Here is a 25,722-nt window from a genome sequence, read left to right as displayed (position 1 = left end):
ATGCGTTGTGAAGCACGTCAGGGTGGACATCGCAGGAAAGTCTAACGGCTGCGTCCGCCTGCGCCGGGAGACCCGCAGGCAACCATCAATGCCCGATCGCGCTCGCCCGGCGGTGGGAGCCGTCAGCGATGCCTTGTCAGGCCGCGATCACCGGCAAAGCGGCTAGACCGTCGACGCCTCCAGGATGTCGTCGAACATCTGCGAGTAGAAATGGATGGTCATGCGACGACCCTGGACGATTGAGTCGAAGCCGGAATCTCGGACCAGGTTGTTCACCGCCTTTTTCACATCTTCGATGTGTTTGACGTCGAATCCCGAATGCGCCCGCAGAAACGTCGTCTGTTTCGGTTCGAATCCATATTGCTCGACCAGTTCCCGCGCCACGACTCCGGTGAGGGTCGCGCCTACCGCCTCGGTGACGCTGGCGACACCGAGTATCCCCAAGGGGTTGCCATATGTGGCCAGGTAGTAGCCCTGCGAGATGATGCCCCACGCCCCAGCCATCGGAGGCTCCGCTAGAACGCACTCGGGATCCTCGCCATAGGCCCGCAGATCGTTGACGGCCATCAGGTCGTGGTTGTTCTCTTCGTGCGATTCATCAAAGAACCAATCCCGGAGTTTCCGATCTTCGTTTCCGAGCCGGGCGCCGGCGAGCGAATAAATTCGGGTTGTATGGCAAACGACATGATACATTTCGCGAAGGTAACGAATGTAATGCTCCCGCTTCATTCGCCCCTCCAGCACCAGCGCCAGTCCCGGATGATTATCGATCCGCTTGTCATAAATCTCCGTGGTGCTCGCAACCAACCGATCGAACCTACTCATTGTTTTCTCCCCTCGGGGCGCTCGCCGGACATCAAAGGAGATCGTCTAGAACTCGCCAATAGCGGTTACAAAGACAACCCGCGTCACGGCGTCTGATTCAACCACGTCCGTCGATAACTGGACAAGGTCTCGTGTTAACTCTTCAAGAATTCCAGGTGCACCCCTCTTGCCCGGCCGGAATGTGCTTAGCGCCAGTGGGCATGTGCCAATTACCAACACGGCTTGACGAGCCGGCGGATCGACTTGCCCAACGGCGGCGGCAATCAGCGGCCGGTTCTCATCCCCGAAAATCGACGGCCATGCCCAACTGGCCCCGGGCATCAGCGCCGCGACCAACGCGCCCGATCGCGGTCGTGAAGCGTCGCGCCAGCGTGCCCAACGCGGCGCATAAATCGCCTTTACCTGCTATTACAGCACGGCAACTCAGGAGACATCTACGCAGTGAGACACACCGTCCAGGGGGCGACCCAGGTGCGCCTCAACCAGCCAGACTGCAACGATCGATGAGACGCCGCCGCGTCGACCCCAAGGTGCGACAGATGGCGATGATCCCCCCGGCGCATCAAGATCGGGATAATTCGGAAGGCAATCACCAGCCATCGCGATTGGCGTTAGAATTCACCAAGTCACGAATTATCCCGATGCAAATAATTCATCGAGTTCTGAATTAGTCGCCGCCCCAGCGCGCCGACCTGTTCTCGTAGCTAAATCCGAATCACATATGTGGTTTTTCAATAAAACTCCACCATTGCCCCGGCGCCTCGGATACGGTGATCATCGACGAACGCAGTACCCGCCAATCGGTGCGATAGTAGGTAGCTTCTGATGGTCCACAAAATTAGCGGCGACCATTTGCGGCTTCGGGCGAGCCCCAGGGCTCCGGCGTTGTTGATTAGCGGGCTTGTGAGCTGGGGAATTGTGGATTGAGGAGGTCTAGGCGGCGGTTGGCGGTCAAAGCGGTGATCCGGCAGGCTTCGGCGATGTTGTCGGCGCCGTTGAGGCGGTGCAGATTGATCGCGGTGTTGCGTAGCGTTGCTAGGACCTGTGCGCCGTTTCCGGTATGTGCCCTTTGACGGTCTTCGTCGAAGGTGACGTCGCGTATCCAGTGCAGGCTGTTCTCGATTCCCCAGTGTTGACGCATCCAGGTCATGATCGCGGTAGGGCGGGCGTGCTCGAACGGCAGGCTGCAGATGGCATAGACCACCTCCACGCTGCGCTGGTCGGTGGCGGTGATCAAGCGTTCACGAGTGATCCGGATGATTTGTTTTGCGTAGGGGAAGCCGATTCCTCGTGCAGCGGTGATGATTTGCGGGGTGCGGGTCTCGACACGGCCGTGGCCGCGGGAGTCGTCGGTAGCGGCTGTGGGCACCTCGGCCCAGGGCAGCGCGGTGATACGCGCAAGTATTTTGGCTTGGTTGGGCTTGACGATCATCAGGTAGTGCGACTTCAAGGTGGCGCAGATCAACTTCGCGGTGACGACCTGGGTATGCATCGCATCCACGGTGACCAGCCACCGCAAGCTACCCGGCAGCAGCGTGAGCAGGGCGCGTACGCAGGGAATTTCATTGCTTTTCTCGGCGACAGCGAGTTGACCGAGCACCAATCGGGCACGGTGGGCGAACACCGACACGAGATGCGTGGCTGTCGCTTTGGCGCGTAAAGCACCACGCAGCATCTTGCCGTCCAACGCGATCGGCACCAATCCACTGGGGTCGCTGCTGGCCACGTGTGCAGTGAAGTAACTGCCCATCCTGGCGTTGAGGTCGGCGGGGTCTAGCCGAGACAAAACAGCGCGGAAGGTCTTCTCACTGGGCCGCCGGAACCGGACCCCTAATTGGGCCAACACATCATCGGGAGCGGTGGCCGCCCATGTGGCAAAACCAGCATAGCCGCGCATCCCCGCGGCAGTGGCCAGAACCGCGATCGCCAACAAAGCCATCAGCGAATACCTCCGACCGCGTGGGTCCCTCGGGTCTGGCACCGAGGCCAACACATCGAGAAACTCCGATCCGATGAGCTCGCTGCGCTCACCAGGACTCCAGCGGTCGAACACCTCTGGAACCGACGACACAGGCAATACTGAAACGGTAGGCACGGGCAACTCCAGACCAACGACGAACAGTAACCAACTCGATCGTTCTCCAGATAGCCCGTGCCTACACTCCGGCCCCAATAGCGCGGCACCAAAGATCATCAACCCAGCTCACAAGCCTGCTAATCAACAACGCCGGAGCCCTGCGCCTTCAAGACATGCCGGCGGCGGCAAGCAGCTCGCTGCGCATCATGCGGCGCCGGCACCCATGAGTTCCGAAGTCACGGTGCCCACGGCAAGCGACCACGGCACCCTGACCAGCACCACAGCTCACGCGTTCCCCCTCATCGACGCCGGTGTGTTCGAGCGTTCAGTCGATGAGAAGCGTGAATGCAGTACCCATGACGCGCCCCCGCGTGCGGGCGAAAACCAAGGAGGTTGAAGTCAAGTGGAGTGGCTGGCCGAGTACGAACAAATCAGAGATCAGTATCACGCCATCGGGGTGCGACATCGTGCCGCGCTGGCAGAACGCTGGGCACAGCGGCAATTCCCGCACGATCTATGGTGCGATGTTGCTGACGCCGGCTTGTTCCGCGCCGCGCTCGGCGGACAGATGAAGCGGCAGGTATTGACCTACGCCGCGGCGACACATGGCCTGACGAGCGGATCGTGCCACCTGGGGTTCAACATCTCCACGGGCGTCCAAGCGATCTTGACGATTCCCATCCTCGATCAATACGCCAGCCAGGAGGTGCGGGAGGCATACTTGGCGCCCGCGGTTTCAGGGAAGATCATCCTGGCATTCGCGACAACGGAGCCCCACGGCGGTAGCGACGCCTTTCATCCCGAGACTCGCCTGCGCCGAGGTCCTGGCGGTCTCTACCTCGACGGCGCCAAATGGCACATCACCAACGCACCGATCGCCGACGTAATCCTCGTCTGGTGCGCTGACGAGGCCACGGGCGGTATGTCCGCGGTGCTGGTGGAATCGTCGTGGCCCGGTGTGAACTGCTCGCCTCCGCTGGCCCCCGCCGGCATGCGCACCTCGCCGGTAGGTTCGATCAGATTCGATAGCGTCGCGATACCCAAGATTCATGTGCTCGGCGCTGGCCGTGGTAACGAAATTCTTCATGGGGTCATCGGCCCCGAACGGCTGCTCAGCGGTTTCGGCACGATCGGCATCTTGGACCAGGTACTCGACCAGATGCTCGCCTTCTCGATCAACCGTCAGGTTCGCGGCAAGCCGATAGCGACCCACCAGCACATTCAGCGCCGTATCTCCGATGTGGCGGTGAGCAGGCTGATGACCATCGCGTTGGCTCATTCGACTCTTGACCGCTACCTGCGCGACGAATCCATCGATCTCGAGTCCGCGGCGCTCAAGCTGTACGGGATGCAGGCGGGCTTTGACGGCTGCATTGACGCGATGGAGTTGTGCGGCAGTTACGGGCTTCAGGAAGAAGCACGCCTTTACCAATGTGCGCTCGACTTTCTCTGCGGCTCCGTGGCGGGCGGTACCGAGGAGGCGATGCGGCTCGTGATTGCGCGTGAACTAGCCAAGAGCCATCACGAGCGATCGTCGAAACCGTTGCAGGAGAGCCGCGCCGACGAGGGATCAAGCAATGTCGCATCCCTGCGGCAGTGGGAACGGGTCCGCGGCGTAGGGGCCTAGCGTCAAATCCATGAGAGGGAATGCCGGTGAGTATCAATCCGTTCGACGATGAGGCTGGGACCTTCTTGGTTTTGGTCAACCACGAAGAGCAGCACAGCTTGTGGCCGACCTTCGCTGATGTGCCAGCAGGCTGGCGGGTGGTCCATGGCGAGGGCACGCGTGCCGAGTGTCTGGACTACATCGAGCAGAACTGGCCCGACATCCGACCAAAGAGCTTGCGGGACAGACTGGCCCGGGACCAGCCGGCGTAATGGCGGACATTTCGATCCGGACAGGTCTTCGGTAGGCACGACGTAGAGATGACCGTGGATCACCACCAAATACTTCGCGATTCGGGGCGCGCTCTCGAGCCGGCCGAGTCGGGGTTTGCGCTGACGCGGGGACAGCTTGATATCTGGTTTTCCCAGGAGATCGGCCGTTCGCCGCAGGAGTGGTACAACAGCGGATTCGCAGTCATTGCCGGATCGGTGACGCCCGATCTGCTGAGCCAGGCGATTCGGCAGGTGGTGGGTGAGGCCGAACCGCTAAGGGCCGCCATCATCGAGGCTGACGGGCATGTCGTTCAGAAGGTGGTCGACTACCCGAATCTGGAGGTTCCATTCCACGACCTGAGAAGCTGTGCCGATCCCGTTGCGGAAGCCAATCGGCGCGGGTTGGCGATGCATCGAGAGCCGATGCCGTGGAACGGTCCGCTGTTCAAGTTCGCGCTTTTTCAGGTGGCCTCCGAAGAGTTCTATCTTTTCGTGTCCATCCACCATGTGGTCGTCGACGGATTCGGCTATGCCCTCCTTGTCAATCGGATCGCCCTGGTCTATTCCGAGTTGAGTTCTGGCGCACCGGTTTCACCAACGTTCTTCGGGTCGTTGCAGACCCTGGTTGCCGCCGAGGCGGAATACGAACAGTCCGATGACTACCGAGCGGACCTGGCCTACTGGAAAGAGACTCTGGATGGCGTAACGGATCACAGCCTGGCTCACGCCGACGGTGACCGCGGCCCCTCGGCGACCTCGGTGTCGGTCGAGATTGACCCTGCGGTCGTGGACCGAGCCGAGCAGCTTGCCCAGCTGGCCGGTGTTCGTCGATCGTCGGTGATCACCGCGGCATGTGCACTGATGGTGCGTCAAAGGCAAGGCGGCCCAAAGGTAGTCCTCGATTTCCCGGTCAGCAGGCGGACAAGCCCACAACTGATGACGATTCCGGGGATGCTTTCCGGCACTGTGCCGTTGGTGTTGACGGTGCCACCCGATGCCGAGGTCAACGCCTTCTGCCAGCATGTGGAGTCCCAGATCAAGCAAGCCGTGCGGCATCAACGCTTCCCCATGCACATCCTGGAAAGCGGCGCCTACCAGCAGTTTAATGAGAATTCGGCCGGTGCGGTCAGTGTCAATTTCATGCCGTCGGTAACCCTGGCGCCGTTCGGCGGCGCTGCCAGCACAGTAACGATCCTCAGCTTTGCCCAGGGCGAGCAGTTCGGCATGGTCTTCACCAAAGATGGTGGCCGGCTCTTCCTGCATACCGTGGGAAGCGGCGGGCCATTTGCTGATCTTGACGTCTCAGACCTCGCTGCCCGGTTGCAGGCCGTGTTGACGGTGATGGCTGCCGAGCCGGGGCGGCGGTTGTCGTTGATTGATCTGCTCGATCCCAACGAGCACGAACGTCTTGATGACTGGGGCAACCGGGCCGCCCTCACCAAGGCGGTCCCGACCCCGGGATCACTGCCGGCGTTGTTTGCCGCCCAAGTCGCACGCACACCAGAGGCAACCGCCATAACCGACGGCGACGTATCCCTAACCTATGCCCAACTCGACGCCCAAAGCACCCAACTGGCACAGGCGTTAACCGCACTCGGAGCACGCCCCGGCGAACTGATCGCACTGCTACTACCACGAACACACCGCGGGATCATCGCCATCCTGGCCGTCCTCAAAACCGGAGCCGGCTACCTACCCATCGACCCGATGCACCCCGACACCCCACGACCTCGCCTACATCATCTACACCTCCGGCAGCACCGGCACCCCCAAAGGCGTCGGCATCACCCACCACAACGTCACCCAACTACTGAACTCCTTCGACCCCCAATCAACCGCAATCCTGTTCTCCCCCAACCGAGTATGGACCCAATGGCACTCCTACTCCTTCGACGTCTCGGTCTGGGAAATCTGGGGAGCACTGCTATCCGGCGCACGACTGGTCGTCGTACCCGAACACACCGCAAAATCCCCCGACGAACTGCACGCCCTGCTGGTAGCCGAGCATGTCGAAGTGTTGACCCAGACTCCCTCGGCGGCGGCGGCGTTGTCGCCGCAGGGATTGGAGTCGGTCACGCTGGTGGTCGGTGGTGAGGCATGCCCGGCGGGCCTGGTGGACCAGTGGGCGCCCGGGCGGACGATGATCAATGCCTACGGCCCCACCGAAGCCACGATCTACGCGGCGATGAGCTCACCGCTGGTGCCGGGGTCTGGAGCCACACCGATCGGCTCGCCGGTAGCCGGCGCCTCGCTATTCGTCTTGGATGGGTGGTTGCGGCCGGTGCCCGTCGGGGTGGTCGGCGAGTTGTATGTCGCCGGTGGCGGTGTCGGCCTTGGGTATTGGCGTCGGGCAGATCTGACCGGCACACGATTTGTCGCCTGCCCATTCGGCCAGACACCGGGCACCCGGATGTATCGCACCGGAGACCTGGTGTGGTGGGGCACCGACGGACAACTGCGCTACCTCGGTCGCGCCGACAACCAAGTCAAAATCCGCGGATTCCGCATCGAGCCCGGCGAAGTCGGCGCGGCCCTGAGCCGAATGGCCGGAGTCGACCAAGCCGTGGTCATCGCCCGCCACGACCACCCCGGAGACCCCCGCCTGGTCGGCTACTTCACCGGCAACGCCGACCCCACCGAACTACGCGCCGCACTAGCCACCCAACTGCCCCACTACATGGTGCCCACAGCCCTGATCCCCATCGCCGAACTGCCACTGACCGTCAACGGCAAACTCGACACACGCGCCCTACCCGCCGTCCAATACGGCCACACCCAACGCTACCGAGCCCCCGACACCCCCGCCGAACAAACCCTGGCCGCAATATATGCCCAGGTCCTAGGACTCGACCGGGTAAGCGTCGACGACTCCTTCTTCGACCTCGGCGGCGACTCCCTATCCGCCATGCGAGTGGTCTCGGCGATCAACACCACGCTGAACACCGATGTGGCGGTGCGAGTCTTATTTGACGCACCCACCGTCTGCGCCCTGGCCCAAAAGCTAAGGGCACCCGAGAGTTCGGTTGAGATCGTGCCCGTGGAGGTGCTCCAAGACGGTTGCGGTCTGCCGCTTTTCTGCTTGCCTCCCGGCGGCGGCATCAGCTGGGCTTACCGGAACCTCAGCCCTTACCTGGATTGCCCGATCGTCGGTCTGCAGCAGATCCACGACGGCCCGGAATCGGTTCGTGAACTCGCGAGTGCCTACGCCGACGCCATCCAAACTCACGATCCCGAAGGCCCCTATCAGCTTCTCGGCTGGTCGTTCGGCGGGGTCACTGCCCACCAGGTTGCCGTTGAGCTGCAACAGCGCGGCGCCGTTGTGGTGCGCCTGATAGCGCTCGACCCGATCCTCATCCGGGATGCATCCACCGCCACGGTGGTCAGCGAATCCGACGTCTTGGAGGCAATCCTGCAAGCGGTCGGAGTGGCTGCCGAACAGTACTGCCGCCCGCTGACGTACTCCCAAGCACAGACGTTGATTCAGCAGGAGGTAGACGCGGAATTCGCGCTGCCGTCGCGCCGACTTGTGCAGATCATGGTTGCCAACGCGAACACCAACCTACAACTCAATGCCCAACACCAGCCCGGCATCTTCGCCGGCCGCATGGTCCTGTTCTCGGCACAACCGGTCCGCAGCGGCGCCGACCTTCAGCAATGCTGGCGGCAATATGTTGCCGGCGAAGTCACCGAATACCCCGTCAACTGCACACACGAAGAACTGCTCAACCCCGCCGCCCTCAAAACGTTCGGTGACCTGATCCGAGCGGCCCTGGACCAGCCGTGAAGGTCTACCGATCGATCGAGCCAGCGATTTTCGTTGAACGGCGACGCCCTCATCGACGGACTCTCCGGGCGCCACGCGGGCGCCAATCCACAACAAAAAGCGAATCGCATTCTAGAATTCCGGGCGCGACACGGGACTGCCCGCAGCTCCCGATCCTGAGCCAGACCGACCGTCGTTAACATCACCGACATCTACGTGTCCCCCGTTCGGGGGACACGTCCTCGCTATCCGGTGGACACGACATGAACATTCGGTGGACAAAGCGCTTATTTTTGAGCCTAATTAACATACTTGTTACATGGCCGAAATTCTTTAGTAACACGCCGCCCGGCATATTAGTTGCAGTAGGGCATAGTTTTACTCGTTAACTGCTTAGCGACGACGATGTCGCGTCTGAGCACCCGGCCCAAGCGCTAGGCGGTTTTGGATGACCCTAGACCTCTCCATTGGGTTAAACGCCCTATGGGGTAGCGCTGCGCTGCCGCAGATCGAGACCGGCGCCGACGAGTTGCTTCTCGCCGCCGACCGGGCGATCGAGGTCGCGGAGCTACGGGAGTTGGCTACGGCGCCCGCCACCGCCGGTGTTGTCGGCGACATCGCCCCACCAGTCGTGCTGGACTATGGCGCACTGCCTCCCGAGGTCAATTCAGGTCGCATGTATGCCGGCCCGGGAGCCGGGTCGTTGCTGGCCGCCGCGTGCGCATGGGACAACCTCGCCGCCGAGTTGCACGTCACCGCGGCCGGCTACGATTCGGCGATCTCGGAGCTGACCGGCATCTGGTGGTTTGGTCCGGCCGCGGAGTCGATGGTGGCCGCCGTCCTGCCGTTCGCCAGCTGGCTCAGTGCGACCGCATCGGTGGCCGAGCAGGCGGGGATTCAAGCCCGCGCCGCGGCCGCGGCCTATGAGATGGCCTTTGCGCTGACGGTGCCGCCGCCGGTGATCGCGAGCAACCGGGCATTGCTGGCCGCACTGATCGCGACGAACTGGTTCGGGCAAAATTCGGCGGCGATCGCCGCCACCGAACTTCACTACGCCGAGATGTGGGCGCAAGACGCCGGGGCGATGTACGAATACGCAGGTAGCTCCGCGACCGCCTCGCTTTTGGCGCCGTTCTCGCTGCCGCCGCAGACCAGCGATCCAAGCGGGTTGGCCAGGCAGGCCGCAGCAACAGCAAACAACTCCGGAACGACGGTGTCGAGGTCCAGCGCCAGCCTGGCGGGCAGGTCCAGCGCGGCCGCGCGACTCGGGCAACAGGCTTCCAGTGCCGCAGCGACGACGACGCCGACGTGGCAGGAACTCTGGATCGAACTGATGAGCTCGTTCACCACCGCCGAGGGGTTCGTCTACGACAGCGGCGGCTTCACTCTGATTGCCCTGTCGATATTCGGATCGTTGGCGTGGAAGAGCGGAGAAGCCGCGGCCGAGGGCGTAGCCGGTGCCGCCGGCATGGGTGGATTTGCCGCCTTCTCGGGCGGGTTGGCCCAATTTGGCGGGGCCCCGCCGATTGCCACCTCCGCTTTGGCCTCCAAGGTCGGGCCGATGTCGGTGCCGCCGACCTGGCCCGGTTCGTCGGCAGCGTCGACGGCGTTTTCGGCTGCCAATTCGGAGGTCGACACGATCGGGCTATTGGGCCTGATCACCGGCGTACCACCGCGCAACCAAGGTCAGGCGGGTCGCAATTTCGGCCGCCGCTACGGGGCCCGGCTCCGGGTGATGTGCCGCCCCCCGAACGCCGGATAGCACACAGAGTGCACAGAGCGCGCACACACAATTGAAAAACGACTCAGGCTTGACTGCCAGGTAATTCAAATAGCGGTCGAAAGATTTTTGAAAGCAGCAAAGAGGAAGTGATATGGCGACAATAATAGGTGAATCAGAGTTGCGATCGGCATCCCTGATTTATTGGCGCGATATCAGTTCGGACATGAGCGCCTCGACGGCGGGCCGCGACAAGGCAAGGAGTTCGTAGCGATGGATTTTGGGGCTTTGCCACCGGAGGTGAACTCCGGGCGCATGTACACCGGGCCGGGCTCGACGCCGATGGTCTCCGCCGCCTCCGCCTGGAACCGGTTGGCTTCCGAGCTCTCGTTCACCGCCGACGGCTACGAGCGAGTGATCAAGGCGCTATCCGGCGAAGAGTGGTTCGGACCGGCCTCCGCGATGATGCTGGAAGCGATCACGCCCTATGTGACGTGGATGCGCTCCACCGCGGTGCAAGCCGAACAGGCGGCCAAGCAGGCAGAAGCCGCGGTCGCCGCGTTTGAGGCCGCGTTCACCGGCGTGGTGCCCCCGCCCCTGATCGCGTCCAATCGCATGCAGCTGATGACCCTGATGGCGCGGAACATCTACGGGCAGTACACCGCCGAGATCGCTTCCCTGGAAGCGCAGTACGCCGAGATGTGGGCGCAGGACGCCAGGGCGATGTACACCTACGCGGGGTCCTCCGCGAGCGCCACAAAGATCACCGCGTTCACCCCGCCGCCGGAAACCGCCAATCCCGCCGCCTCGGCGCTGCAGTCCAATGCCACCTCCACCGCCGCGGCCACCGCGGCGGGCGCGGCGCAGAGCACGCTGGCCGGAGTCATTTCGCAGCTGCCGAACGCACTGACGAGCCTGACGTCGCCGATCGCCTCGGCGCTGACGTCGGCCGCCTCACCGGCGACGTGGATCGACTGGTTGGTCAACTGGTATCTACCGATTTCCCAGCTGTTCTACAACACGGTGGGCCTGCCGTACTTCGCGATTGGTATCGGTAGCTACCTCATCACCTCCGAGCGGGCGCTCGGGTTGATCGGCCCCGAAGCCGAAGCCGCCGCCGGTGCCGGCGCAGCGGAGGCCGCCGCCGGCGCCGCACCCGCAGCCTTGGGCGGCGCGGGGCCAATCGGTGCCGGGCTGGGCAACGCGTCCGCCCTGGGCAAGTTGTCGGTGCCGCCTTCCTGGCCGGGATCGGGCCTCGACGTGCCCCCAAGCGTGAGTGCGGGCGGCCCCCTGGCCAGCGACATCGTCAACCCGCCAGAGGCCTCCGCACCCGGAAGCCTGCTGGGCGGAATGCCGCCGGCCCGCGGCCCCGGCGGTGCCGCGGCCGGAGCCGGTCCCCGCTACGGGTTCCGGGTCACCGTGATGGCACGGCCACCGTTCGCGGGCTGACACTTTCCGCGCCATGTCATCGGTACCAGCTCGTCGTCGCTTCGGCGGCGTTGGCCGGCGCCCACCGATGACCGTGAGTTCGAGGCGGCATCGAGGCGACGGGCCTTGTCCGCCGATGGCGAGTTGCTAGGAGCCACAACCGTGCCAGACACCGGCCAGCAGGGCAGTTCCGACCAGCTCGACGCCAGGCTGCTGAAGATCGCCGGAGTCTGTGTCCTTGGCTCGATGATGGCGATCGTAGACACCACGGTCGTCACCGTCGCGCAGCGCACTTTCGTCTCCACCTTCGACTCCCCGCAGGCCATCGTCGCCTGGACGATGACCGGCTACACGCTGGCGCTGGCCGCGGTGATCCCACTGGCCGGCTGGGTAGCCGATCGGTTCGGCACCAAGCGCCCCTTCATCGCCTCGCTGCTGGCATTCAGCGCCGGGTCCCTGCTGTGTGCGTTGGCCCCAAACATCTCCGCTCTCATCGCTTTTCGAGTGATACAGGGTCTCGGCGGCGGGATGCTGATGCCGCTGGTTTTGACCATGCTGACCCGGGAAGCCGGTCCGGCGCGGCTCGGCCGGGTATTGGCCGTGCTCGGAATTCCCATGTTGCTGGGACCGGTCTTCGGTCCGGTGCTGGGCGGCTGGCTGATCGATCGTTTCGGCTGGGAGTGGATCTTCTGGATCAACCTCCCGATCGGGCTGATCACGGTGGGTCTTGCCGCCGTCGTCTTTCCCAAGGACCGCCCTGAACCTTCGGAATCTTTCGATGTCATCGGGATGCTGCTGCTATCACCGGGGTTGGCGACCTTCCTCTATGGTGTCTCGGCCCTGCCCGCAAGCGGCACCATTGCCGATCGCCATGTCTGGCTCCCCGCAGCCGTCGGCCTGGTGCTCACCGGTGGATTCGTGTTGCATGCCCTCTACCGGGCCGACCATCCGCTGATCGATCTACGCCTGTTCGACAATCGCGTGGTCACGCTCGCCAACGTGGCGATGTTTCTGTTCGCGGCGTCGTTCTTCGGGGCGGGGCTGCTATTCCCGAGCTACTTCCAGGAGCTGCTGGGCCAGACGCCGATGCAGGCCGGAATGAGCATGGTCCCGCGCGGACTGGGGGCGATGGTGACGATGCCGATCGCCGGCGCATTGATGGACAAGCGTTGGGCCGGAAAGATCCTGATGGTCGGCGTGGGGCTGATCGCGGCGGGGATGGGCCTCTTCGCCATCGGGGTCTCCCTCAATGCCGCCTATCTGCCGACCCTGGTCACCGGGCTGACGATCATGGGCCTGGGCATGGGCGCCACGATGATGCCCCTATCGGCGGTGGCGGTGCAGACGCTGACACCGCATCAGATCGCTCGGGGTTCAACCCTGATCAACGTCAATCAGCAAGTGGCCGCATCCATTGGAACGGCCCTCATGTCGGTGATCCTCACCAGCCAGTTCAACCGCAGCGCAAACATCTCCGCGGCGCACCGGATCGACAGCCTGCGCGCCGACGCTGCCCGCAGCGGCGTCCCGGTCGACCAGTCGCTGATGCCCGAACGAGCCAGCACCCCAGACTTCCCCCTCGTCCTGATGCACGAGCTTTCGCACGCTTACGCGGTGGTGTTCGTGGTGGCCGTCGGACTAGTCGCGCTGATGTTCGTCCCGGTGGCATTCCTGCCGAAAAAGCCGCCGGCCGTCCGGAGGAATCCGCCGCCACAACCAGCAGAGCACTCCGACACCGAAGTCAATCGGTAGCGCGGCTGGCCCAGCGGCCTTCACAACACTTCGGTATAGGTGCCGCCTTGCACGGCGGGTGCCGCCTGCGGCGGAATCGTCAACTTCTCGCGAATCTCTGCCACCGCTTCCTCGGAATAGAGTCGCCAATCCCAACTACCGAATGTGAGATCGGTATTGCATTCCAGACCACGGCGAAAAGCATCCATATAGCCAGCAGGGTCGAGTTGTGAAATCGTCACTTCCGAGCGGAAGTCAATCTTTATTCCGGCCTGAAACTGCAGGAGAACCAGAAGCAGCGGCGCAAAGGGGTTTCGGGCTTTGTATCCCGCCGAGAACGCTCCGGCAAGGATCTCACCGGGCGGCTCGGTCGAATAGGCCGACAGCACGTGTGCGACGTCATGGGGAACGATGAATTCTCCCGTCGTTCCCTTCTCCCCCGGAAATCTCAGACCATTGCGCACATAGTGTGCCCACAGCTCGCGTCCGAGCGACTTGGATTCGAGCAGGCCCAGTTTCTGATAGGACGCAGCCAGCACGGGGTCGGTCGAAATCCCGAGATAACCGGACATGTTGTCCCAGAAGCCCTTCGCAACCTGGATAGGCGACGTGCCATGGCTGCCCATGAGCTTTGCCTTGATTCGGATGCCGCCGATGAACTCGCGGCCACGGGCAATGTAGTGCAGATCGTCCAGGAAGCCGTCATGGCAGCCCAGCGCTGTCGCGATGCTCAGGGTCGCCTCGACCCTAGGTAGCTGAACCTTTCCCTTCGCGAAGATCGCGGCGGTCATCAAAAACAATGCGCAGCGTCTAGCCACCTCGGATCCCAGCGGCAGCAATTTCCGGCCGGCCGGATGATCGGCGACTTTCTTCCAATCGAATTCGGAATCGGCGAGATACCTACTTGCCGCCTCCAGGAGGCTCTCGTCCATCTCCGAGAGGCCATCAGACTTGGCGACGGTCACCATTGCATGAATGCCCGTTTCCAGGTCGTGCTTTTGCGGCAAACCCAACGGGCTTATTGCGGCGCCGCCAGACAGACCCTTTCGAGAAGTCATCGCATAATCATACCCATTAATGGCACCTTCAGCCGCTGGAGTTCATATCGGCCACCCGCGCGAAGGTGGCGTCAAATACGCGTTTGGCACGGCCGAGTATCTACGAATCATGGGCGTTGAGAACGAGGTCGCGGATGGCGGTTACCGGCAGCCACCCCGACGTGGCCGCCAACAGTTCCGGGGCAGACGTGATGATCACGGGCCGTTCCTCATCAGAGTCGGGAAGTCTTCCGTGGGCGCCTCCCACCGCGGCACCGTTGAGGGCGATGACGTTCATGGTGTAGCGAAGCCCCAGCCACTTCTTGGCGAGTGCGGCGGCAGCCTTGGCCTTGGCGGCCCGATCATCGGGGTTCATCAACAGCTCGGCGGGGTCATAGCCAGGCTTGCGGTGAATGTCCACGCAGGGCGCGAACTCCGGGGCCCGATCATCATCGAGCCAGTAGTAGTAGGTAAACCACGCCGCAGGTTCGGCGACAGCCACCAACTCTCCGGCCCGGGGGTGATCAATCGACCACGCCTGCTGCTTGCTTCGATCCAGCACGTCGTCCACCCCGTCCAGCCGTTTGATCAGGCTGGCCACTGTGGCGATATCGGACTCATCGCGCACATACACGTGCGCCGCTTGATGGTCGGCCACCGCAAAAGCTCGCGAGGTCCAAGAATCCAGGTACTCGCGGCCCTGCTGGGTGTAGACCCTCAGATACCCCTCGGTCCTGAGCATCCGATTGATGTCCACCGGCCGCTGCGCCGCAGAGATCCCGTACTCGGAGACGACGATGGTCGTCAGGTCATGCTCCGCGGCGTAGCCCAGCAATGGCCCCAACGCCGTGTCGACATCGGCTGCCGCTGTGCTCGCGGCGGCCGAGTGCGGGCCGTAGCGTTGAAAGTCGTAGTCCAGATGCGGAATATAGGCGGTGAGCAAGGTGGGTGAATAGCGCTGCAGAATCTCTATCGACGCATCCACCAGCCAGCGTGACGACGTGATGTTGGCGGTCGGACCCCAATACTGGAACAGCGGAAACATCCCCAGCTTGTCGGTCAAGATGTCGTGCAGGTCCGACGGGACGACATAGCAATCCGGGGACTTGCGTCCATCCTGGTGATACACCGGCCGCGGCGTCACGATCACATCGTTGCTGGCATTCATCGCATACCACCACCCGACGTTCGCCGAAGTGTATCCAGTGAAACGACTGGCCGCGGTCTCCCAAATCTTCTCCCCCGCAACCAGCTTATTGCTCTGGCGCCACAGCAGAACTTCGCCCAGTTCACGGAAGTACCAGCCGTTGCCGACAATTCCATGCTGATTGGGCATCAAGCCGGTGACCATCGACGACTGCACCGAACAGGTGACCGCCGGAAACACCGGGTCCAGATGGCGCATCGCACCCCGAGCCGCCAACGCGGCGAGATTGGGCATGTTCGGCAGCAGCGGCTCGGTGAGCCCCACCACGTTGATCAGCAGTACCCGTTGAGTCACGCCGGATCCCCTACCCGCAAAAGCTGGTCAAGCCAGCCGATCTCGCCGGCGATGTCTTCGGCCAGGCTGGCTTTGCGAAGCGACGCCGGAAGCACCTCCCAGGTATAGGTCTCGACCTCCACGTCGGCCCTCCCTGACAGCGTCCCGTTACTGAACATGGTCATCACCTCGGCCAGGATGTGTGAGGTGGTGCGCAGCGGCGCGGGCGGGTCGAGATGAAGCGGAACGTGGTAGTGCACCCTGGCACTACCCGATCTTGGTATCGACGGGTCCGCGAACGAAAGGTCATCACGAAACCACGGTTGCCCATCACCGGTGACACCGTTGACCTGGTGCAGGTACGGCGACCCCGACAACTCGGCAAAGGCTTGCCCCACACGCTCGTCTGCGAGGTCATCAATCTGGATTGCGTTGGATGCCTGGATCTTTACCACCTCGACTCCGATTCCGGCCAGCCCGCTCACTACCTCGCCCGGGGTCTCGTGCATCACGGCCAGGTGGCAGGTGTCCAAGCACAGACCCAGGTATCGGGGGTCCAGGTTGGCCCGGCCAAACCACTCGATTGCGTCCCGACAAGATCCGATGACGCAGCCCGGCTCTGGTTCGATAGCCAACCGGATCCGGCGCCCGGTGTGCTCTTCGATTTGCCGCAGCTCATCGCCGAGCGCCGACAAGTTGCGCAGCGCCGCCGCTTCGGACTCATCGCTCCACTGCTCAGCCCAGCCCAACGGCAGCGTCGAAATGGTGCCATGGTCCGTGTCGCCGAGTAGCTCGCTGAGCACCTCGGCACAGCAGCGCGTGTAGGCAATGCGTTCTGGCGTCGTCCAATCCGGCCGATACACGGCGTGCTTCACCGAGGTTCCGTGGAAGGAGCCATAGGGAAAGGCATTCATGGTCACCACAGCGAGCCCATGGTGCGCCAGAATCGCCGCCAGCCGACGGCGCGCGGCGGGGTCATCGGCCAGGCCGGCCATGGTGCGGGCGGGTAACCATAGCCCCACGCCCAGCGTTTCGACGCCGGCGAGTTCGCGTGCCGGCGCAAACACCGTTGCCAGCCGCTGTTCTAGTGCTGATATGTTCTCCGCTGCAACAACATTGCTGCAGTAGGACAACATCACGGCTTTTCCCCACGATTGATGGTGTTGCCGGCAAACGCCGCCTCCTGCTCATCACTGAGCAAGTGAAGCTGTCCGCTCTGGCTGTAGAACTCGACGGGATTGCGCCACAGCACCCGGTCGACGTCGTCGTCGGTGAAGCCCGCGGTCAGCATCGCCTGCGCGGTCTTGGCCGTCTTGAGCGGATCGGATCGCCCCCAATCCGCGGCTGAGTTGACGATCATCCGGTCCAGTCCAAACCGCTGCATCAGCACGACCATCCGTGCTTCGTCCATCTTGGTATCCGGATAGATGGAGAAGCCCATCCAACAACCGCTGTCGCGCGCGGGTTCAATGGTCACCTCATTGAGGTGGTCCAGCAGTACCAGGCCAGGGTCGATCCCTACCCGATCGGCCACTTCGATGCTGGCCAAAGTGCCGCCGAGCTTGTCGCGGTGAGGAGTGTGAACGAGCGCAGGAAGACCACGTTCGGCCGCCATCTCCAACTGTGTCTCGAATACCGCCGTTTCCTCCGGGGTCATCGAGTCGTAGCCGATCTCACCGACGGCAACAACCCCACTCTTCGACAGGTACCGCGGGATCTGATCAAGCACCTCCCGACATCGACTGTCGTTGGCTTCCTTGGGATTGAGCGCGATGGTGCAGTTGTGGGCAATCCCGAACTGTGATGCCCGGTAGCGTTCCCAGCCGATGAGGCTGTCGAAATAGTCGATGAATGAGGACGGGCCGGTGCGAGGTTGCCCCAGCCAGAAGGCCGGTTCGACGACCGCGCGCACACCCGCTCGATGCATCGCTTCATAGTCGTCTGTGGTGCGTGATGTCATGTGGATGTGCGGGTCGAAGATCCTCACTTCAAAGCCTCCGCTTCGGTAGCACACAATCGTTGCAGCAGCTGGGCATCGGCCGGGATCATTCGGCCGGCCGCAGCGCGTTCACTTGCGTAATCCGTAGCCATGCGACCCAACTCGGTGTCAGCGCGACTGCGCAAGCCCGATACGCCGCGCAGTGGGACACCCATGAAGACCAACTTCATCACTCCGTCACGCCACCTGTGTTGGGCCAGGAATCGGGCGCCGAACCCGCCGAGCGCCGCGGCGACCAGGCGCGGATCGTTGCACCGCAGGGCATCTTCGGCGAGGCCCACACCGACCCTGGTCGCGTCGGGCCCCAGCTTCTCCTCCGATGCCGCAGTCTCGAGACCGCAGAAGACGCCGAGGCGCTCGTCGCTATCGCCCCACCGGTATAACTTGTCGATCAGCGGGCCCGCGGTGACGTCCGGGGTTTCGGCCACCAGAGTGGCAACCAGTCGCCCGCGCGCCAAGACAGTAGCCTCATCCGAGGAGGCCGGCATCTGGCACTGCGCGCCGGAGAAGAGCTCCAGAACCTTCTCGGGGTCCCGCCGTAGCACCGCGGCGGCCTCCGCGATCCACGTGCAAACCTGCAGGGGCAGCTGGGCAAGCTTGATCGAATTCATGCTGCGGCGCGCCACCTTGGGTGCGTCATGGGCGTGTCGGGGCAGCTCGACGGAAGCCACCCCGGCGAAGCCCGCGACCTGCAGAGCGTCCATCACCGCACCTAGATCCAGTGCGCCGTAACCGAATTCGAGGTGTTCATGTTTGAGCGGTGTCATGTCGTCCAGGTGGACGTTGACCAGCTTGTCCCCCAGTTCCGCGATTGCCGCCTCGGCCCCGGCGGGCTCGGTCATCACGCAGTGTCCGACGTCGAGCGTGATGCCAAGTCGCGCAGGATCACCCAACTCGCTGCACAGCCCCAGCGCCTGTTGGGCGGTTTCCACAAACATGCCCGGTTCGGGCTCGAAGCCCAGCATGACCGACTTGCGGTCTGCGTACTCCACCAGGCGAGAGAGCCTGCTGAGCAAGAGGTCACGCGTGGTGGCGGCGTCACTGTAGCTGACCGAATATCCTGACCATAGCGATACGCAGGTTGCCCCCAGTTCGGCAGCGATATCGATTGCCCGCTGTAAGAACTCGATGCGCGGCTGCGCGGCGACATCGACCAGTGACGGTTTGTGTTTGTTGTGCGGATCCAGCAGATAGCGGGCGCCCGTCTCGATTGCCACCGTCAATCCGTATGTGTCCAGCAGGCAACCCAGTGCATCGAGTTGCGCGCCGAGATCGGAGTCCATAGGCCGCACGTGCGGATAGCCAACGGTCAAGGCGACGGCGCTGTAACCCTCTTCGGCGATCAAAGCAAGCGCTTCAGCAATCGGATGATCAGCCAAGCTATTGGTGTTGTAGCCAACGTGCATCAGGTCACCTCGGTGGGTTTCGGCGCAGAAACTTTCAGCCGCAGGCCAATAGCAAGACCGCACAGCGCAAGCATGGTGCGCGACCGCGGTGAGCGCGCGGCCAGCATGGCCTGTACCGCGATCATCGAGGCGATTCCGCTACGTACCGCGCTGCGAATCGCCTCAGCGGTGGGTTGCTGCCACGCGTTCCACAACCCGGGCCCGAATGCCCAGGAGTAGACCGCAACCGGCAGCGCCACGCGGTATCCAGCTGGCCCATCGGCTGTGGCGGCAACGGCCGATGTCGCCACCGCCGCAGCGGCACCTCCTACCAGAGCCGGCATGCGGCGGTCGGATCCCGTTACCTCGCTGCGGGATAGCACCGTGATCGCGGTGGTGTGTAGGCCGATGACCGAGGCGGGAATCAGGGCGCGGCGATAATGTGGGGCGGCGCCAAGCATGACATCGAAGAACCGGCAGCCCGACATCACCAGGGGCCCGGCCGCGGTGTCCTTGGCAGCCACGTCGTAGGCCACCACACACAGCGTGATGCGGCCCGCGGCGGCCAGGCCCCGGCGGCCTCCCGCCGCCGCCGCCGCGGCGACTCCGGCGGCGGCCAAGATGGTGGCCGCCGACAGCGCCGCCGCGGGTGACACGTCGCCGGAGGGAATCGGACGCTCGGGACGCTCAACGGCGTCACGCTTGCGGTCGGCCCAGTCGTTGAGCACCATCCCGCTCCAATACAACAGGGCGGATGCCAGCGGTAGCGCCAGGCGCCGTCCTCCCAACGGGCGTCCTGACCACATCGCGCCAACGACGCTGTCACCGAGAACGGTAAGTGCAGCAGGCGCCCTCATCAGGTCGAGGTACGCCTTGGGTTTCACAGCTCAGCTGAATCCGGTGTCGAGAAGGAGTTGGCCCACTGGTGCAGTGCTTCGTACTGCGCCGCCAGGGAGTGCGTCGAGGATCCCCACGGCTCCTTGAAAAAGAAGCCGAGCTCCCCCACCACGCCCTGCGCGCCTCGCATTCGGGCCATCGACAGAAGTCGTGCCACGTCGAGAACCAGCGGCGCAGCCAACGCGGAATCCGGTGCAGACCAGGTAGTTTACAGCGTGATCTGGCCGCCCAGAAATCCCGTTGCATGGATGAAGTCCCACGCAACCTTGGTTTCCCCCAGATCGGGCACGTAGTCGATGTGCAGCGGAGCGGTGACATGGCCGCCGAGCATCTGCTGGATGCCGCGCTGCTTGCTGGCGAGCTTGGACTGCACCGCGACCGGGTCGGCCAAGGTGGCGCCGTCACCGCCCCCCAGCAAGTTCGACCCGGCCCATGAGTGAACGTTCATCGCGCGGCTGGCAAACATCGGCGCCAACACCGTGCGCAGCAAGGTCTGGCCTGTCTTGGCATCCTGACCCGCGTAGCTGATGTCAGCCTCGGCAGCGAGTTGGCGCAGCGCGGGGATACCCAAAGACGGCGACGGCGTGAAACAGGCATAGGCGGCACCGGTACGTATCGCGGCCAGCGCCGTCAGCGCACTCGCCGGCAGCAGCGCTCGGTTCTTCTCGCCCAGCGCCAGACGCAACAGTTGCGGGTCGCGATACTCCGGTAGATCGGCAACCGGCGGCTGGGTCGACGCGACATCGATGACAACCAAACCATCCAAACCATGACGCGAAACGAACGAGGCCATCGCATCGCAGAGCCGGTCGATCAGTTCGGCTTGGGTGCTCGCACCCGCACTGCAGGGATCCGGCGTGGCCACACAAGAAGGACCCACGATCTCGTCGTCGGCGGCTGCCAACCGATCGGAGAGTGTGGCCACCACCTGGTGCGGCAGAAGTCCGGCTTCAACCAGGGTTTCCGCGCGTTTGACCAACGAGGTGGTGGACAGGTCTCGTCCGCCCACCACAAAATCGGAGTAGTTCGGCAGCGGCACGTCGGCAAAGTCGGCATTCGAAGTCACACAACCGGTTTCAGATACCAGACCCGCGCTCAGCGCATACAAACCGACGATCGACGTAGTTGCCACCGACCCCCGGGCGCCGCTGAGCCACAGACCGCAGCGCTGGCCTGCGGTTGCCTCGGATCTGGCGCGATCGCGATTCATAGCCGTGCTCACTTGTTCGACAATTTCTTGAAAATTTGGCGTGTCAAACTAGCTTTTCCAAACAATTGATGCTAACACCGCGCAGGTCGAACGTGCCTGGTCAAATGGCGCGCGATGTGACGAAATCAACTGGCCCACGAAAGCGGTAGCGTGGACTCGATGAGGCTCAACGCACGCTTCGCTCCGTTGCGGTGGTCGGTATTGCGCCTGGCGCTGGCATTTCGCACCCTGCTCAGAACGGGCCAGGTCGGCGACGGCCGCGAGGCCGCGGCTGTCGACTATGTGCTCGCGCATGCCCGCGCCGGCGATATCGACGACGTGCTGGCCACCATCGACAAGTTCGCCTACGAAAAGTCCATCCTGGTCAACGTCGGCGACGAGAAGGGACTACTACTCGATGCCGCGGTGCGGCGCGCCGATCCGGCACTGGCGCTGGAGCTGGGTACCTACTGCGGGTATGGCGCGCTGCGGATCGCGCGGGCCGCACCGCAGGCCAAGGTGTACTCCGTCGAACTCGCCGAAGCCAACGCCGCCAACGCCCGGCAGATCTGGGCTCATGCCGGCGTTGCCGATCGCGTGACATGTGTCGTGGGCACCATTGGCGACGGCGGACGCACCCTGGACGCACTCGCGACCGAGCACGGATTCGCCCCCGGTGCGCTCGATTTCGTCTTTGTCGATCACGACAAGAAGGCCTACCTCGACGACCTGCAAAGCATCCTGGACCGGGAGTGGCTGCATCGGGGCTCGATCGTGGTGGCCGACAACGTCAAGGTGCCCGGCGCTCCCGAGTACCACGAATACATGCGGCACCATCAGGGCACGCTATGGGACACCACCGAGCACAAGACCCACCTCGAGTACCAGACCCTGGTATCGGATCTGGTGCTCGAATCCGACTACTTGGGGTGACTGGCGCTAGGTGGCCCGGGGGTGCGCGCCCGCCCACACTTCGCGCAGCGCGTGCACGGTGACCAGCGTGTAGATCTGCGTCGTTGTCACCGAGGCATGATCCAGAAGCTCCTGCACCACCCGGACATCCGCGCCGCCTTCCAGCAGATGAGTCGCAAACGAATGGCGCAGCATGTGCGGCGATACCCCCGAGGTGATGCCGGCACGTTCGGCCGCATCCTGCAACACCTTCCAAGCGCTTTGGCGCGACAGGCGACCGCCGCGCGCGTTGAGGAAAATCGCCGGGGTGCCGCGGCCACGGCGGGCGAGCTCCGGACGTCCGCGCACCAGATAGGCGTCCAAGGCTTGTACCGCGGGACGCCCCACCGGCACCAGCCGCTGCTTACCGCCCTTGCCCTGTAACAACACCGTCCTGGCCTGCGTATCGATATCGTCGACATCGAGTCCGACCGCCTCGGAGATCCGAGACCCGGTGGAATACAACAGCTCCAGCAATGCCCGGTTGCGCAGCGTCAGCGGGCCGTCCGCCGGATTGTCGCCACCGGCACCTTCGAGCAGGGCCAGCACCTCATCGATGGTCAGACTCTTGGGCAGCCTTCGGCCCGGTGTGGGCGGACGCACGGCGCGCGCCACATCCAGCGCGGCCAGTCCCTCCGCGGCCGCGAACCGATGCAACCCGCGCACCGCAATCAGCGCTCGGGCCGCCGACACCGCCGACAGCCCGAGCACTCCGGATTCGGGATCTCCCCGTCGCAGGGCGACCAGGAACTCGCTCACATCGTCCTCGCCCACCTTGGCTAAATCGGTGATCCCCCGATCTTCGAGGTGCTTGGAGTAGCGGCGCAGGTCCCGCCGGTAGGAGCTCAACGTGTTGGCGGCAACGCCACGTTCGATCGCTAAATGGTCGAGATAACCCTGCAACTGCGTGTCCAGGGTCAGGGTGCTCACCGCGAGTTCTTCCGCGCCATGAACGCCGTCGGTCTGTCGATCCAGGGACTGTCCAGCGGGCGCGGCTGGGCCAGCCCGGTGGAGATGGAGTGGGCGGCCAAGACGCCGGCCACCGCGATGGCGTTGACGATCTCGCCGGTGAACACCTTGCTCACCGCCTCGGTGAGGGGAAACCACCGCACCGTCATATCGGCTTCTTCGTGATGCCCCTCGGGCTGCTCGACTTCGCTGAGCCCGGTGGCCAGATAGACCCGCACCGACTCGTCGCTGAATCCGGGCGCGGAGTCCAGGTCGATGAGCACCTGCCAGTGCTCGGCCTGCAGACCCGCCTCCTCATGCAGTTCTCGCGCCGCGGTGACATGGGAGGGTTCTCCCGCGGCATCGCGCAGCCCGGCGGGAAGTTCCAGCAGCCGCCGCCCGAACGCGTGGCGGTACTGGTAGACCATCGGGATATTGCCGTTGTCATCCATCGCGACGATGGCAACCGCTCCGTAATGCTCGATGACTTCACGCACGGCAGTGGTGTCACCGGGCATCCGCACCCGATCTCGACGCAGCGCGAAAATGGCCCCCGTATATAAGGTTTCGGACGAGATCGTCTCGAAGTCGTGCTCAGCCACGGTTTGCGGGCTCAGGTATCGACTGCCCGACCTGATCGCGCCCCTCAGCGCCGTTGGAAACCCGCTCGGGCATCTCCACCGGCAGCAGCTCGCCCTCTTTGTAGTCGATAGCCGCCTTGACGAACGCGGCGAACAGCGGATGCGGCCGGGTAGGCCGGCTCTTCAGCTCGGGGTGAGCCTGGGTGCCCACCACGAACGGGTGTTGCTCGGGCGGATATTCGACGAACTCCACCAAGTGGCCGTCAGGTGAGGTCCCCGAGAAGCGCAGCCCACTTTCGGCAATCCGCTCCCGGTAGGCATTGTTGACCTCGTAGCGGTGCCGGTGCCGTTCGGACACCTTGGTCGATTGATATGCCTCGGCCACAATGGAACCCGATTCCAATACGGCGGGATAGGCACCGAGCCGCATGGTGCCGCCCAGATCGGCCTGGCCGGACACGATGTGTTCCTGATCGGCCATCGTGGAGATCACCGGGTCGGGTGTACCGGGTTCGAACTCGGCCGAATTGGCCTCGGTCAGCCCCACCGAACGGGCGGCTTCGATCACAATGCACTGCAGCCCCAGGCAGAGCCCGAACACCGGCAAACCGCGCGACCGCGCGTAGCTGATGGCGCTGATCTTGCCCTCGATGCCCCGGATACCGAACCCGCCGGGAATCAGTACCCCGTGGACGTCGCCCAAGGCGCTGGCGACGCCGCCGTCGGTCTGGCAGTCGTCGGAGCCCACCCAGCTGATTTCGACCTTGGCCCGATGTTTGAATCCGCCGGCCCGTATTGCCTCGATGACCGACAGGTAAGCGTCGGAAAGCTCAACGTATTTACCCACCAGAGCAATTCGAACCGTTTCCTTTGGTTCGTGCACCCGGCGCAGCAAGTCGTCCCACTCGGTCCAGTCGACGTCGCGGAAGGGCAGGTTGAGCCGGCGCACCACGAACGCGTCGAGTTCCTCGCGATGCAACACCTTGGGGATGTCGTAGATCGAGGGCGCGTCCGGGGTGGAGATGATGCCGTCGATGTCCACGTCGCACATCAGGGCGATCTTGTTCTTAAGCGCTTCGGGAACATCACGGTCACAGCGCAGGATGAGTGCGTCCGGAGTGATACCGATGCTGCGCAGTGCGGCCACCGAGTGCTGGGTCGGCTTGGTCTTGAGCTCCCCCGAGGGGGCCAGGTACGGGACCAACGACACATGGAGAAAGAAGACGTTCTCGCGCCCCAGGTCGTGGCGCACCTGGCGGGCGGCCTCGAGGAATGGCTGAGATTCGATATCGCCTACCGTGCCGCCGATTTCGGTGATGACGACATCGGGGCGGCGGCCGTCCGCGTTGGGCTCGGCCATCGCCATGATGCGCCGCTTGATCTCGTCGGTGATGTGCGGGATCACCTGAACCGTGTCGCCGAGGTACTCGCCACGGCGCTCCTTGGCGATCACCGTCGAATAGACCTGCCCGGTGGTGACATTCGCCGACCCGGACAGGTCTCGATCCAGGAATCGCTCATAGTGGCCGACGTCGAGGTCGGTTTCGGCGCCGTCTTCGGTGACGAAGACTTCACCGTGCTGGAACGGGTTCATGGTGCCCGGATCGACATTGAGATACGGGTCGAGCTTCTGCATGGTCACCCGCAGACCGCGGGCGGTCAGCAACTGACCGAGGCTGCTTGCCGTCAGTCCTTTGCCGAGTGAAGAAGCGACACCACCGCTGACGAAGAGGTGCTTAGTAGCGGTTTGCGGATGCCTACGCAAGTGAGCGACCTCCGTGAAGACGGGCAGGGTTTGAATTCTTCGGACATTCCTAGCCGCAACCAGCTAGG

At 63.6% G+C, this 25,722-nt stretch carries 18 protein-coding genes and 2 pseudogenes; 8 read left to right on the top strand and 12 right to left on the bottom strand.

All coding sequences use genetic code 11. The annotated features are described in order from the left end of the window. Nucleotides 1–162: 162 nt before the first annotated feature. Nucleotides 163–825, bottom strand: a complete 663-nt coding sequence (locus MPSD_RS12700; protein ID WP_020787603.1) for an iron-containing redox enzyme family protein — start codon at nt 823–825, stop codon at nt 163–165. A gap of 892 nt (nt 826–1,717) precedes the next feature. Further along, nucleotides 1,718–2,920, bottom strand: coding sequence for an ISAs1-like element IS2404/ISMul1 family transposase (locus MPSD_RS12695; protein WP_420811908.1), 1,203 nt, complete (start codon nt 2,918–2,920; stop codon nt 1,718–1,720). A 205-nt stretch (nt 2,921–3,125) separates the two neighbouring features. On the opposite strand from MPSD_RS12695, the gene MPSD_RS28100 reads away from it, so the two are divergent. The 7 genes and pseudogenes from MPSD_RS28100 (at nt 3,126) to MPSD_RS12655 (ending at nt 13,443) form a co-directional block, all read left to right on the top strand. Beyond that, nucleotides 3,126–3,299, top strand: a complete 174-nt coding sequence (locus MPSD_RS28100) for a hypothetical protein (protein ID WP_015355915.1) — start codon at nt 3,126–3,128, stop codon at nt 3,297–3,299. A gap of 6 nt (nt 3,300–3,305) precedes the next feature. Continuing rightward, nucleotides 3,306–4,529 (top strand): acyl-CoA dehydrogenase family protein, encoded by a 1,224-nt coding sequence (locus MPSD_RS12685; protein WP_086085429.1) that lies wholly within the window; start codon nt 3,306–3,308, stop codon nt 4,527–4,529. 26 nt (nt 4,530–4,555) lie between these two features. After that, the gene (locus tag MPSD_RS12680) at nt 4,556–4,780 is read left to right on the top strand and encodes an MbtH family protein (RefSeq protein ID WP_011739810.1); all 225 of its coding nucleotides are present in this window, start codon (nt 4,556–4,558) and stop codon (nt 4,778–4,780) included. A 48-nt stretch (nt 4,781–4,828) separates the two neighbouring features. After that, nucleotides 4,829–8,564 (top strand): annotated as a pseudogene (locus MPSD_RS30795) (amino acid adenylation domain-containing protein). Nucleotides 8,565–9,177: 613 nt separating this feature from the next. After that, a complete protein-coding gene (locus MPSD_RS12665) occupies nt 9,178–10,305 on the top strand; it encodes a PPE family protein (RefSeq protein WP_232022879.1) in 1,128 nt (375 codons plus the stop codon). 231 nt (nt 10,306–10,536) lie between these two features. Next, a complete protein-coding gene (locus MPSD_RS12660; protein WP_086085430.1) occupies nt 10,537–11,712 on the top strand; it encodes a PPE family protein in 1,176 nt (391 codons plus the stop codon). Between the two features lie 141 nt (nt 11,713–11,853). Continuing rightward, complete coding sequence (locus MPSD_RS12655) at nt 11,854–13,443, top strand: DHA2 family efflux MFS transporter permease subunit (protein WP_036427359.1); 1,590 nt, start codon at nt 11,854–11,856, stop codon at nt 13,441–13,443. A gap of 20 nt (nt 13,444–13,463) precedes the next feature. On the opposite strand, the gene MPSD_RS12650 is transcribed toward MPSD_RS12655, so the two are convergent. From MPSD_RS12650 to MPSD_RS12620, 7 genes and pseudogenes are all read right to left on the bottom strand, one after another. Beyond that, nucleotides 13,464–14,480, bottom strand: a complete 1,017-nt coding sequence (locus tag MPSD_RS12650) for a hypothetical protein (protein ID WP_020787611.1) — start codon at nt 14,478–14,480, stop codon at nt 13,464–13,466. A gap of 100 nt (nt 14,481–14,580) precedes the next feature. Next, on the bottom strand, nt 14,581–15,960 hold the full coding sequence (locus MPSD_RS12645) for an alkaline phosphatase family protein (RefSeq protein ID WP_086085427.1): 1,380 nt from the start codon (nt 15,958–15,960) through the stop codon (nt 14,581–14,583). After that, entirely contained in the window at nt 15,957–17,075 is a 1,119-nt protein-coding gene (eboE, locus tag MPSD_RS12640; RefSeq protein WP_020787613.1) for a metabolite traffic protein EboE, read from the bottom strand. Before eboE ends, MPSD_RS12645 begins: the two co-directional genes overlap by 4 nt. Further along, nucleotides 17,075–17,866: a TatD family hydrolase gene (locus tag MPSD_RS12635; protein WP_232022878.1), complete on the bottom strand. Its 792-nt coding sequence runs from the start codon at nt 17,864–17,866 to the stop codon at nt 17,075–17,077. The genes eboE and MPSD_RS12635 overlap by 1 nt, the downstream gene beginning before the upstream one ends. Nucleotides 17,867–17,922: 56 nt before the next feature. Continuing rightward, nucleotides 17,923–19,344 carry an EboA domain-containing protein gene (locus tag MPSD_RS12630; RefSeq protein ID WP_086085425.1) on the bottom strand — a complete coding sequence of 474 codons (1,422 nt, stop codon included), beginning with the start codon at nt 19,342–19,344 and terminating at the stop codon, nt 17,923–17,925. Next, nucleotides 19,344–20,180 (bottom strand): SCO3242 family prenyltransferase, encoded by an 837-nt coding sequence (locus MPSD_RS12625; RefSeq protein ID WP_223161392.1) that lies wholly within the window; start codon nt 20,178–20,180, stop codon nt 19,344–19,346. The genes MPSD_RS12630 and MPSD_RS12625 overlap by 1 nt, the downstream gene beginning before the upstream one ends. Nucleotides 20,181–20,203: 23 nt before the next feature. Further along, nucleotides 20,204–21,430: pseudogene (locus MPSD_RS12620) on the bottom strand (inositol-3-phosphate synthase). A 159-nt stretch (nt 21,431–21,589) separates the two neighbouring features. Here MPSD_RS12620 and MPSD_RS12615 point away from each other — a divergent pair. After that, nucleotides 21,590–22,342: an O-methyltransferase gene (locus MPSD_RS12615; RefSeq protein ID WP_020787618.1), complete on the top strand. Its 753-nt coding sequence runs from the start codon at nt 21,590–21,592 to the stop codon at nt 22,340–22,342. Between the two features lie 6 nt (nt 22,343–22,348). Here the strand turns inward: MPSD_RS12615 and xerD are convergent, their stop codons facing one another. From xerD to MPSD_RS12600, 3 genes are read right to left on the bottom strand one after another with little or no spacing between them, the layout of a single operon-like run. After that, the gene (xerD, locus tag MPSD_RS12610; RefSeq protein WP_020787619.1) at nt 22,349–23,290 is read right to left on the bottom strand and encodes a site-specific tyrosine recombinase XerD; all 942 of its coding nucleotides are present in this window, start codon (nt 23,288–23,290) and stop codon (nt 22,349–22,351) included. Continuing rightward, complete coding sequence (locus MPSD_RS12605) at nt 23,287–23,910, bottom strand: NUDIX domain-containing protein (protein ID WP_011739798.1); 624 nt, start codon at nt 23,908–23,910, stop codon at nt 23,287–23,289. Before MPSD_RS12605 ends, xerD begins: the two co-directional genes overlap by 4 nt. Further along, nucleotides 23,903–25,654, bottom strand: a complete 1,752-nt coding sequence (locus MPSD_RS12600; protein ID WP_015355929.1) for a CTP synthase — start codon at nt 25,652–25,654, stop codon at nt 23,903–23,905. Before MPSD_RS12600 ends, MPSD_RS12605 begins: the two co-directional genes overlap by 8 nt. Between the last annotated feature and the right edge of the window lie 68 nt (nt 25,655–25,722).

Origin of the sequence: Mycobacterium pseudoshottsii JCM 15466 (assembly GCF_003584745.1) — a bacterium.
GTDB lineage: Bacteria > Actinomycetota > Actinomycetes > Mycobacteriales > Mycobacteriaceae > Mycobacterium > Mycobacterium marinum.
Note: the sequence above shows the minus strand (reverse complement) of the source record. Positions and strands in the feature narration are given on the sequence as shown.

What these genes read in the sequence shown, in the direction of transcription:
- MPSD_RS12700 (WP_020787603.1), bottom strand. Translation starts at nt 825, where the DNA reads ATGAGTAGGTTCGATCGGTTGGTTGCGAGCACCACGGAGATTTATGAC.
- MPSD_RS28100 (WP_015355915.1), top strand. Translation starts at nt 3,126, where the DNA reads ATGAGTTCCGAAGTCACGGTGCCCACGGCAAGCGACCACGGCACCCTG.
- MPSD_RS12660 (WP_086085430.1), top strand. Translation starts at nt 10,537, where the DNA reads ATGGATTTTGGGGCTTTGCCACCGGAGGTGAACTCCGGGCGCATGTAC.
- MPSD_RS12650 (WP_020787611.1), bottom strand. Translation starts at nt 14,480, where the DNA reads ATGACTTCTCGAAAGGGTCTGTCTGGCGGCGCCGCAATAAGCCCGTTG.
- eboE (WP_020787613.1), bottom strand. Translation starts at nt 17,075, where the DNA reads ATGTTGTCCTACTGCAGCAATGTTGTTGCAGCGGAGAACATATCAGCA.
- MPSD_RS12635 (WP_232022878.1), bottom strand. Translation starts at nt 17,866, where the DNA reads ATGCATCGAGCGGGTGTGCGCGCGGTCGTCGAACCGGCCTTCTGGCTG.
- MPSD_RS12630 (WP_086085425.1), bottom strand. Translation starts at nt 19,344, where the DNA reads ATGCACGTTGGCTACAACACCAATAGCTTGGCTGATCATCCGATTGCT.
- MPSD_RS12625 (WP_223161392.1), bottom strand. Translation starts at nt 20,180, where the DNA reads ATGAGGGCGCCTGCTGCACTTACCGTTCTCGGTGACAGCGTCGTTGGC.
- MPSD_RS12615 (WP_020787618.1), top strand. Translation starts at nt 21,590, where the DNA reads ATGAGGCTCAACGCACGCTTCGCTCCGTTGCGGTGGTCGGTATTGCGC.